The organism is Aquirufa salirivi, assembly GCF_045310485.1.
Classification (GTDB): Bacteria; Bacteroidota; Bacteroidia; order Cytophagales; family Spirosomataceae; genus Aquirufa; species Aquirufa salirivi.
Genome location: NZ_JBEWZH010000010.1, coordinates 1 through 12,203, shown reverse-complemented (window position 1 = coordinate 12,203; position 12,203 = coordinate 1). Strand labels below are relative to the sequence as shown.

General features: G+C 41.1%; 6 protein-coding genes. All 6 read left to right on the top strand.

Translation table 11 applies throughout. The annotated features are described in order from the left end of the window. Positions 1–83: 83 nt before the first annotated feature. A complete protein-coding gene (locus U0R11_RS12500; protein ID WP_406752023.1) occupies positions 84–1,454 on the top strand; it encodes an MFS transporter in 1,371 nt (456 codons plus the stop codon). A gap of 4 nt (positions 1,455–1,458) precedes the next feature. Next, a complete protein-coding gene (locus tag U0R11_RS12495; protein ID WP_406752022.1) occupies positions 1,459–2,928 on the top strand; it encodes a DUF1501 domain-containing protein in 1,470 nt (489 codons plus the stop codon). After that, complete coding sequence (locus U0R11_RS12490; RefSeq protein WP_406752020.1) at positions 2,925–5,714, top strand: PSD1 and planctomycete cytochrome C domain-containing protein; 2,790 nt, start codon at positions 2,925–2,927, stop codon at positions 5,712–5,714. Before U0R11_RS12495 ends, U0R11_RS12490 begins: the two co-directional genes overlap by 4 nt. Before the next feature lie 22 nt (positions 5,715–5,736). After that, on the top strand, positions 5,737–6,810 hold the full coding sequence (locus U0R11_RS12485) for an NHL repeat-containing protein (protein ID WP_406752018.1): 1,074 nt from the start codon (positions 5,737–5,739) through the stop codon (positions 6,808–6,810). Positions 6,811–6,820: 10 nt separating this feature from the next. After that, the gene (locus tag U0R11_RS12480; RefSeq protein ID WP_406752017.1) at positions 6,821–8,287 is read left to right on the top strand and encodes a c-type cytochrome domain-containing protein; all 1,467 of its coding nucleotides are present in this window, start codon (positions 6,821–6,823) and stop codon (positions 8,285–8,287) included. A gap of 651 nt (positions 8,288–8,938) precedes the next feature. Continuing rightward, positions 8,939–12,203: Ig-like domain-containing protein (locus U0R11_RS12475; protein ID WP_406752015.1), on the top strand; the 3,265-nt coding region annotated here is incomplete at its 3' end.

Sequence of the window (12,203 nt, the reverse complement as noted above, 5' to 3'; positions counted from 1 at the left end):
CCAGCCTTAGGTGATGAGCGCATTTTGAATTAGGATTTTCAAGGCAATATGGTTAATTTCATATTTTCTAAACCTTTAGTTATATGAATGCTTCGAATCCCGAATTCGATAATAATAAGATTCCTGTTCAGAAACTTTGGCAAGTAATCATCGCCTCCTCCGTTGGAACCGTCATAGAATGGTATGATTTCTATATTTTTGGCAGCCTTTCAGCCATTATTTCTCTTTCATTTTTTCCCAAAGATGACCCTACCGCAGCCTTTATTTCTACATTAGCTGCCTTTGGAGCTGGTTTTGTAGCTCGTCCATTTGGTGGAATCATTTTCGGGCGACTAGGTGACCGAATCGGAAGAAAATATACCTTTTTATTAACCCTCATTTTGATGGGGGGCTCCACTTTCGCTATTGCGTTTATCCCGAGTTATTCTGACATCGGTTTAGTAGCCCCAGCCATCCTACTTTTACTGCGCATTATACAAGGTTTAGCCCTTGGTGGTGAATATGGAGGTGCCGCCACTTATGTGGCTGAATATGCTCCCGATGCTCACCGCGGAAAATACACTGCCTACATTCAAACTACAGCCACATTGGGTTTTTTCGTGTCCATCATCGTTATTTTGATTTGTCAAAAAATCATGGGTGAGGCTGAATTCAAAGATTGGGGCTGGCGTATACCTTTTGCCCTTTCGGGTTTTTTGGTGATTGTCTCTTATTTCATTCGTAGAAATATGCAAGAATCCCCTCTTTTTGCTCGATTAAAAAAAGAAGGCAGATTGTCAGAAAACCCCTTGCGCGAGGCTTTTGCCAGTAAATCTAATCGTCGTTTGATGCTTATTGCCATGTTTGGAGCGATCGTAGGACAAGGTGTGGTTTGGCATACGGGTCAATTCTATGCACAAATCTTCATCAACAAAATCTTGATGGTGGATTTCACAACAACCAATTTGATCATTGCGGCCTCATTGGTGGTAGGAACACCTCTATTCGTCGTTTTTGGCAGTTTGTCTGATCGCATTGGTAGAAAAAAAATCATGTTAGGCGGTATGGCACTAGCCGCTATTTTATATTATCCCTTATTTGCTTGGATGTCGGATATCGTTGGACAAGAGGGCACTTTGATTGATGGGGCTTATCATCTAAGCACTACGGGTACGGTCAAATTGGCATTTATTTGTATTCTCTTGGTCACTTTTGCGGCCATGGCCTATGGTCCAATCGCAGCATTTTTAGTAGAGTTATTCCCAACTAAAATTCGCTACACCTCCTTATCTATTCCATATCATTTTGCGAACGGGGTATTTGGTGGATGTGCTCCCTTTGTGGCCACTTGGTTGGGAGCGGTTACTCATTCCAATTTCGCTGGTATTTTTTATCCCATCACCTTGGCAGCATTGACCGTGATTATTGGAATCATCTATTTACCAGAAACAAAAGGTAGAGCTATAATGGATTAAAGTTATGAATAAAATCATTCAAGAAACCATCCAACGAGAAGCCCAATTAGCTACCAGAAGACACTTTTTAAGTAGTCTGGGTACAGGACTGGGCTCATTGGCTTTAGGTAGTTTTTTGAGTAATTGCAGTTCTGATGCTGGCACATCTTTTGCCTCTCCCTTGGCAGCCAAAAGCTCCCCTAAACTAGGTAAGGCAAAGTCCGTCATATTTTTACACATGGCGGGTGCACCATCCCAACTCGAACTATTCGATTATAAACCAAGTTTAGCCAAATTCGATGGAAAAGAATGTCCCCCAGAATTATTGGCAGGTAAGAAATTCGCCTTCATACGAGGTGTCCCCAATTTATTAGGTCCCAAAGCCCATTTTGAACAAAGAGGACAAGCTGGCCATTGGATATCTGATTACCTACCTCATTTAGCCAGCCAAGCTGACCGAGTGAGCTTTTTGAAAGGCATGCATACCGATCAGTTTAACCATGCTCCTGCTCAGCTTTTGATGCATACCGGCTCTGCCCGCTTAGGTAGACCCAGCATGGGTTCTTGGGTGAGCTATGGTCTAGGCTCTGAAAATCAAAATTTACCGGGTTTCGTGGTACTTGCTTCAGGTGGAAAAAATCCAGATGCAGGAAAGTCGGCCTGGGGTAGCGGATTTCTACCTTCCATCTATCAAGGTGTGCAATGTCGTTCTGAAGGAGAACCCATTTTATTTATACAAAACCCTGCGGGTGTCAATTCCGATATTCGAAAAGCTAGTATTGAAACCATCAACCAGATCAATCAAGAAACTTACCAGGAATTTGGTGACCCAGAAACAGTAGCCCGAATAGCCCAATACGAAATGGCCTATAAAATGCAAAGTTCAGTTCCCGAGGTCATGGATATCAAGAAAGAACCTGCCTACATCCATGAGATGTATGGAACAGAACCAGGAAAAGAGTCTTTCGCCAATAATTGCCTGTTGGCCAGAAAACTAGTGGAGCAAGGTGTGCGTTTTGTACAACTGTTCGACTGGGGTTGGGATACCCATGGTACAGGATTAGATGGTTCGGTGGATTATGGTTTACATCAAAAATGTAGGCAAGTCGATAAAGCCTCAACGGCACTTTTACTGGATTTGGAACAACGTGGCTTATTGGATGAGACCTTGGTGGTTTGGGGAGGAGAGTTTGGCAGAACACCGATGCAAGAAAATAGAGAAGGTAAAAAACTGGCCTATTTTGGTAGAGACCACCATACAGAAGCATTTACTATGTGGTTAGCCGGTGGCGGAATCAAACCTGGGGTATCTTATGGAGAAACAGATGATTTAGGTTATTCCACCATATCGGGTAAAACATCCGTGTATGACCTGCAGGCTACTATTCTTCAATGTTTGGGATTCAATCATGAAGAATTCACCTATCCTTTTCAAGGTAGAAACTTCCGACTGACGGACGTATTTGGCAAGGTAATTGACCCTATTTTGGCATGAAAAACCTAATCACCATCGCTATTTTAGGTTTGGCTGGCTTTTTTGTAGGGAAGCAGATATGGTCGAATAATCCGCGCATCGACTACAATACTCAGGTAAAACCCATTCTAAATAAAAACTGTATCAGTTGTCATGGGGGCGTTAAAAAACAAGGCGGATTTAGTCTTTTATTCCGGGAAGAGGCTTTAGGAAAAACCAAATTTAATGCCGCAGCTATAGTCCCAGGGCATCCAGAAAAATCGAGCTTCATTCAACGGCTAAGCCTGGAGGATCCTGAAGGAAAAATGCCCTATAAGAGACCTCCATTGTCCCAAAACGAAATCGACATTTTAAGTCAATGGGTCAAAGAAGGAGCCGAATGGGGCGAACATTGGGCCTATCAACCTTTGAAGAAACCTCAAGTTCCTTATAGCTCTTGGTGGAAACAGGCTCTTTCTTGGGTAGGGATACAAGCTGGTTGGGAAGAGAACGAGATCGACCATTTTGTGGCTACTAAACAAGCTGAGATGGGCCTTGGCCATCAAACTAAAGCGGAGAAGGCCGACTTATTAAGGCGATTAAGTCTTGATTTAACGGGCCTTAGTCCAACGGAAGCAGAATTTCGGGCATTTGAAACGGATGATTCAAAAGATGCCTACGAGAAAAAAGTAGATGAGTTGTTAAAGTCTCCCCGATTTGGAGAAAAATGGGCCAGCATGTGGATGGACTTGGCTAGATACGCAGATACAAAAGGATATGAAAAAGATGATAAACGGAGTATTTGGCGATACCGCGATTATGTCATTGAATCCTTTAACCAAAATAAAACTTTTGATCAATTTATCACCGAACAATTAGCTGGTGATTTATTGCCCAATCCTAAGGAAAGTCAATACATCGCCACAGCCTTTCATCGGAATACTGCCAATAATGATGAAGGAGGAACAGAGGATGAAGAATTTAGGGTAGCGGCTATTTTAGATCGGGTTAATACAACATGGGAAACATTACAAGGAACTAGTTTTTCCTGTGTCCAATGTCATTCTCATCCTTATGACCCCATTCGCCATGAAGAATATTACCAATACATGGCTTATTTCAATAATACTCGTGATGAAGATGTACCAGATGAATCACCTTATTACCGACATTTTAAATCGTCGGATCAAAAGCGCGTCGACTCCCTCCTTCATTTTATCAAAAGTAAATATCCCAAAGAGCATCAAACTTGGAAGCAAACCATCCAATTTGTGGAACCTAAAATACATCCGCATTGGGCAGATGAATTCATCCATGGGGCATTGCAAGACAATAAGTACTTGGCCGTCCGTCCAGGGGGATCAGTCCGATTTAAGGCAGTTCCCATGCAGGAAAAAACGGAGATGCTGATTGCTTATAAAAATAACAATGATGCGCCTACCCAATTGGTGATTCGACAAGGCTCTTTACAAGGAAAGATCATTACTCAGATAAAACTAGATACTACTTTATCAGAAAAAGAAGGCCTCAAAAAAGGGAATTGGGCACATGGCTGGACCTATGCCTTTTATTCCATTCCTGCTTTGGCAGGGAAACAAGATCTCTATTGGACATTTAGCAATAAAACATGTAAGCCCGACCAAAATACGGCTGTTATCGGCTATTGGATGCTTTTACCGAAAACTCCAGAAGCATTAAAAAACACGTCCTTTCTGAATTTGGCTAAACAATTAATCAGCACTCAGCCAGAAGGAACAACCCCTGTATTGTTGGAAAATTCTGCTGATTATAAAAGAAATACACCCGTATTCGAAAGGGGAAGTTGGCTTGTACCAGGTAAATATGTAGAGCGATCCATTCCTCAATTATTTGCCAAAAAATACTCAAAACCGGTAAGAAACAGGTTGGAATTAGCCCAGTGGATGAGCAGTCCTCAAAATCCACTGACTGCTCGGGTGGCAGTTAATCGATTTTGGGAACAACTTTTTGGGACAGGTTTGGTAGAAACCTTAGAAGATTTAGGAAGTCAGGGACTTACACCTAGCCATCAGGAATTATTGGATTTTTTGGCTTACCAATTCCAGTTTACTTATCAATATAAGCCTAAGGAGTTTTTGAAATACATCGTGATGTCGGCTACCTATCAACAACGTTCCGAATTCACACAAGAATCCAAGGAAAAAGATCCAAGCAATCGGTATTTAAGTCATGGCCCAAGAATTCGCTTAAGTCCTGAACAAATGCGTGATCAAGCATTGCTTTGGTCTGGATTATTATCTACAAAAATAGGAGGTCCAAGTGTGATGCCTGAGCAACCAGAAGGAATTTGGAATGCTCCTTATAGTGGCATGAAATGGACAAAAAGTGATGGGGAAGATCAATGGCGACGTTCTCTGTATACCTATTGGCGACGTAGCAGTCCTTATCCCACACAGGTTACTTTTGATGCCGGAACTCGTGATATTTGTTTGTCGAGACGAATCCGAACAAACACTCCCATGCAAGCACTCAACACCTTAAATGATCCTGTTTTTATGGAATGTGCCTTATTTTTTGCCCGAAAGTTTCCGCAAGAAAAGGAAGAAAGGTTTATAGAAAAGGCATTTTATCAGCTTTTTGGCAAAGAGATTAGCTCGGCAAAAAAGAAACATCTCATGCGTTTTTACCAGCAAGTCCTTCCTATGTATCAAAAGGACATGATGAAGTGCCGAGAATTTTTACATCTTTGTCCAGATAATTCCATGCCCAAAGAGGCTCCCGCCTTAATAGCTAAAACCCTCGTTAGTAATGTTATATTTAACCTAGATGAAAGTATCAATAAACCATAATGCTCAACCTCTTAAAATCCATATGAACAAGCCCATTCAACGAAGAGATTTTTTAAAAACTAGCTCCGTTTTAGTTGGCGGAAGCCTCTTATCAACCTCAAACACTATGAAAAAAATTGCCCCAAAACCAGGCGAGATTGTTGTAGGTCACAACAATTACAAATTTAAGGTAATCCCAAACTGGGGCATCTTGGATGCTGGTAAAAACCCAGTTAACGACTGCCATGAAATGGTAGAAGATGCCAAAGGTCGTTTGTTTTTATTAACCAACGAAACCAAAAACAATGTCTTGATTTATGATAAATCGGGCAAATTATTAGATTCCTGGGGACATACCTATCCGGGCGCTCATGGCTTGACTATCCTAAATGAAGGTGGAGAGCAGTTTTTATTGATTTGTGATAATACCCGCCATCAAGTCATCAAAACGGATTTAAAAGGAAAAGAAATTTTCAAAATTGAATATCCGAAAGAAACAGGAGTGTATGATCATCCGCATCAATTCGTTCCTACGGAGACTGCCGTGAATCCTAAAAATGGAGATATATATGTCGCCGATGGATATGGAGCCAATTATATCATTCAATATGATGCGAAAGGTAAATACATCCGTCATTTTGGAGGTAAGACGAATGATTATGATGATAACTTATTCAATTGTTGTCACGGTGTATTAGTTGACACGCGCGATCCAAAAAATTGGACGCTCCTAGTGACAGACCGTGTAAATAATAGTTTTAAACGATTCACCTTAGATGGTAAATTCATCACACGGTATCATTTGCCTGGCTCATTTGTTTGTCGGCCTAATCTACATGGAGACCATATCGTAGCTGCCTGTTTCCGTAGTGGAGATGGCAATTGGCCAGGGTCTGGTTATGTTCAAATCTTAGATAAAGACATGAAGGTGGTTTCTACCCCAGGAGGCTCTGAACCTATTTATAAAAATGGCGTATTACAAAGACAGCATAAAGATGATGAGAATAAGGTATTCATACATCCGCATGATGTGTATGCTGACTCAGATGATAACATATATATAGCACAGTGGGCTTCTCAAAAAACCTACCCTATAAAATTAGAGCGTATCGGTTAATATGATTCTTTTGGACGCGGAGGTAATTCCTGATTGGATACTATTTTTTGGTCATTTTCATCCCATGTTGGTGCATCTCCCTATCGGGATGCTCCTCATGGGAATGATTTTATATGTGTTTTCCAAAAAAGAGGACGCCGAAAGACAAAAATCCATCGCTCCCATTTTATGGAGTACTGGAATCACCGCACTTATTTCATGTGCCATGGGTTGGTGCTTATCCTTGGCAGGGGAATATGATAAGGATACCTTGTTTTTACATCAATGGTTGGGGATAAGCCTAGCCCTGAGTTCATTGGCTTTGGCTTACATGGCCCAATTTTGGTCTCAAGATTCTTTGATGTCTCGCTTTTTCAAACCTTTGCTATCCCTAGCTTTTATCTTAGTGATGTGGACAGGGCATTTAGGAGGAAACTTGACGCATGGTTCTGATTACTTAACTAGCTACCTACCTCAACCTTGGAGGCACTGGCTGGGAATTGCGCCAAGAGAACAAAAAATGGTGGAGAAAGGTGTACAGCCCATACGTATTAAAAATTTGCAAGAGGCCCTTATTTATCAAGATTTGATTCAACCCACTTTAAAACAAAAATGCTGGTCCTGCCATAATGCCGAAAAGCAAAAAGGCAAATTGCGCATGGATAGTCCAGAGTATGTCTTGAAAGGTGGTGCTAATGGCGTTATTCTATTGGCAGGAAATCCCGTAGAAAGTGAATTGATCAAACGCATATTATTAGATCCATCACATGAAGACCACATGCCTCCCAAAGGGAAAGTCAATTTAACAGAAGATGAGATTGTGTTATTGCAATGGTGGGTAAAGCAAGGGGCACATTTCAACAAAAAGATTGCTGATATTCCTTACGATAACCGTATCAAATCCATTTTGGCTAAATATACCCAAGGGGGAAATCAGCAGGAAGTTTATGTTTCAACCGTATTCAAAGAAAATATTCCTGCCGCCGCTGAGGCAGATATTGACAAGCTAAGAAAGCACCATCTATTAGTTATTGCCGTAAGTAAGGAGAAATCATTCTTGGAAGTTAATGCCATTAATGCCAAACAAATTGGAGACAAAGAGCTTCAAGATTTAGAAGGGATCAAGGAACAATTGGTTTCTTTAAAATTAGGAGGTACCAACATTAGTGATGACCTTTTGGAACAAATCAGTAGCTACCCAAGATTGATTCATTTACAAATGGATCATACCAAAATCAGTCGCCAAGGACTCTCCCACATCAGTTCCTTGAAACACTTAGAAACCTTGAATTTGGTTGCTACAAATATTGGTGATGATGCGGTATTAGCAATAGCGAAGATGCCAGCTTTGAGAAAAATTTACCTTTGGCAAAGTAAGGTATCAGATCAAGGTATTCATTTACTTCAAAAGAAAATGCCCAAACTAGTTGTAGACCAAGGCTGGAAGGGTAAATGGCCCTTGGATACCCTGCAAATTACCATCAAAAAACCGGAATAGAGTCGTTGAGATTTGCATCTTTCCGCCTTATGGATATGCCATTTTTTCCGACAATTAGCACATTTGACGTCGATTTATATCTCCATTCTTGATTCATCTAATTAAAATTTTAGTAAAATTTCTTCATAAACAGGCTCTTTAGGGTCCAAAATCCACTAAAAATTCGTTGAGTCAGCGGTCAATTACTCAACCTTTCTACAAAATCCTGTTTCCAATTTAAAATTCATTCGATTTTATCGTTTAAGTCAAAAATTGAACATTTCTAAGATTTGCCAATTGTCCGTTTTTTGAGCATTTTGTAAAATCTACCTAAAAAGCCTTTAAACCATTTCATTTGTTCAAAATTTTAAATTGAGAACAAATGCAGATTCAGATTATTTCTACAACAAAATTTAAATTATTATTTTTGTTTGAATTATAATCTCAAAGGCAGACATGAAAATCTGTTTGGGATTATAATCTGTTCCTAAATTATATATGAAAAAAAACTCTAATGGCTGTTTGGGCTATGTGATGTACCGACCATATCTGGTAAGGAATGTTGTACTAATTCAAAAATTTTCGACTTCTGTTAATTCATTCAGAGACTAATCCTCTGGATAAATTTTCTTTTAAAAAATTGATTAGACATTCTGTGTTCTTAAAAATTATATGAAAGTAACTCGCACTACTTATTCCAAAGTTTTGAAGCAATTCCCAACTTTTCTATCTACCCTGATAGTGCTTACCATGCTATTGGTTTCCACCTCGGTAGCCGTTGGTCTTGGAAATGCAAGGACTCGTTTATTTTCTTCCCCAGCTTTTAACCAAGCCTTGTCATCACATGCTTTGGGTCAAGTTCAAACTTCCTCCAGAGATGAAGTTGTATTTTTTGATAGAGGAGCAGGAAAGGATTTAAACTTTACAGAAAAAAGAGTTGCAAAAGCTCATAAGTCCGTCAATCAAGTATTAACTAATATCTTTCAAAGAAGTAATTACCGGGATTTGCTATTTTCTTATTTCCCAGGTAAACGCAAATCCATAGATTCCGATTTTGATGCAAAAGTTCTAAGCTTACGTAATGCCGTTTTAAATAAAGGTTTCCAAGTTCCCGTTCAAATTATTAGTTGGGCCGAAATAAACAGTGCTATGGCAGCATTTGCTAGTCGCGGTCCTGCAGGTAGTCCCATTATATATATCAACAAAGAATATTTAGAAGGAAAAGCTTCATTTATATACCCAAAAGCACATGATCCCCAGATTATTGGATTGTTATTACAAGAATATGGCCATGCGATCGATTTTTATTTAAATGGGGACCAAGATACCCCCGGTGATGAAGGTGCGCTTTTTGTAGTCAAGGAAATTAATGTTGAGGTGGAGCCGATAGAACTCGCTGCCATGCAAAACAGAGAAGATTACAATAAGATTTCTGTTCAAGGTAAAACTTTTATGGTAGAAGAAGCGGCAGTTACTATCGCTGAAGCTTGGCTGTCAACAATCAGTGGCCAGGGAAAGCCTACTACCGGTGCTACAGCATTAAGTGCAACATCCATGCGCTTTCAGACCAATCCTCCCTCCGCTACATTTACTACGACTACAGGAGGTGGTAACTCAAAAGTTGTGGGATCATTCTCTTACTATGTTGGAGCGGTGCAAACAGTAATTCCAGGATTTATAGATACTTCTGCAGGAAATGGTGCAACAGGCATCATTGTACTTTTCGTTACAGATGCTAATAATTTATCAGGTTACCTTATGCGTATATACGGAACTCCGGTGATTACGGCCAGTACGCAATACAACATGAATAATAGCCCGGTTGGTACTGATTTAAATTCTTACCAGAGCTCAACGGGACCATCTGCAAGTACCTCCACGCTTTTGCCAGCCAGCACTACCGGAATTTTGGCAGATGGAGCTACTACAGCAACCCTAACCGTTACTGCAAAAAATGGAGCAAATACTGCTCTAGCAGGGGCAACGGTTGTCCTAGAACAATTTTCTGATGCATTATTAACCATTCCAACAACTAAGTCAACAATCAGCCCAAGTAGTGCTACGACGAATGCTAGTGGTGTTGCAACATTTACGGTAAGTAGTAAAGTTGCTCCGCAAACCGTCTATTACCGAGCTACAGTGACATCCTCGGGATTTGAAGTCATCGTAACTGCTTATGCATCTGTATCTTATGTAGTAGGCGCCGTGACCAAATTACAAGTATTAATGCCTGGGGAAACAGCTGATCCAGGTTCAGTTACAGGTAAAACGGGTACTCCAACAAACCAAACAGCAGGCTCTAATACGACAGTAACTGTCAATGCTGTAGATGCCAATTGGAATATCGTTAGTTCATCGACTCCGACGGTAGTCATCACCACGAGTGATGCCAATGATACACATCCTTCCAATGCCGCATTAACAGCAGGAACAGGGACATTTACTGTTTCATTCAGAACTGCAGGGAATCAAACTGTCACTGCAACAGACCAAGCAGCCACTTTAACTGCTAATACAGGGGCAACAACCCTAGTTACCGCGGGCACTGTTAACAAATTACAAGTATTAATGCCCGGCGAAACGGCTGCACCAGGTACTACCACCGGTAAAACAGGTACACCAACGGATCAAGCAGCGGGCGCATCCTTAAATGTTACGGTAAACGCTGTGGATGCCTATTGGAACATCGTATCCTCCGCCACTCCGACAGCTGTAATCACCTCATCCGATGGACAAGCTACCCTTCCGAGTAGCGCAGCATTAGTTGGCGGAACAAAACAGTTTGCTATTACATTAAAAACAGCTGGTAACCAAACAGTTACAGCCACTGACCAAGCAGCATCGTTGACTGCAAACACAGGCGCGAGCACGGTTATTACGGCTGGTGCTGCTTCTAAACTAACTGTATTTCTACAGACTAGTAATGTCACGGCAAGTCAAAATACTCGGACCAAGTTCCAAGTTTCAGATGCTTATGGAAACTTGATAAATTCATCTACGGCCACCATTACTGTTGCATTACATCAAAATGGAGTACCGAAAACTACTGGTTACACCGGAACCAAAGTTAGAAATGCCGTAGCAGGTATTGCCGATTTTAATGATCTTAAAATATCAGATGCTTCCACTGATTATACCTATGTTGCTTCCAGTCCTGGTTTAACAAGTGTAACAACCAATGTTTTTGAAATATTTGTGGGGCCGCCCTCTAAATTGACCTTTAGAACAAATCCTCCTGCCAGTGTGACAGCAGCGTCAAACATGAGCCCTTCCATTACTGTCAGTGTAGATGATGCCTTATTAAATACGGTAGTTAGTGCAACCAATAGTATCACCTTAAGTATTTCCGCTAATCCCGGTTCAGGTGTTTTATCTGGAACGGCAACGGTTAATGCTGTCAATGGTATTGCTACCTTTTCTGATTTATCCATTAACAAAGCTGGTACAGGTTATACCTTATCAGCTGCTAGTACTGGACTTACAACCAAAATAAGCACGGCATTTAATGTGGTAGCTGGCGCTGCAGCCAAATACATCGTCACTTCTTCATCTTCTTCTCCTGCGGCTGGTGCTACCGTAACCATCTCGGCTCAATTAGCCGATGCCAATGACAATCCAGTTGCTACTTCAGGACAAACCGTTACTTGGACCAAGTCCAATGCCAACGGTAGTTTTGCTTCGGCTACTTCAACCACCGATGGAAGTGGTATTGCTACCGTTGTGTTCACTTCGCATACCGTTGCAGGTACTGCCACTACCGTGACAGCTACTACTTCGGCTATTTCAGGAACATCTTCTACCATCACCACCGTGGCTGGGGCTGCGGATGCTACAGCTTCTACCTTAACTCCTACATCGGCAAGTATTACAGCGAATGGGGCTTCTACTCAGGTGTTAACTGTCACTGCTAAAGATGCTAATGGCAACAATGTGGGTA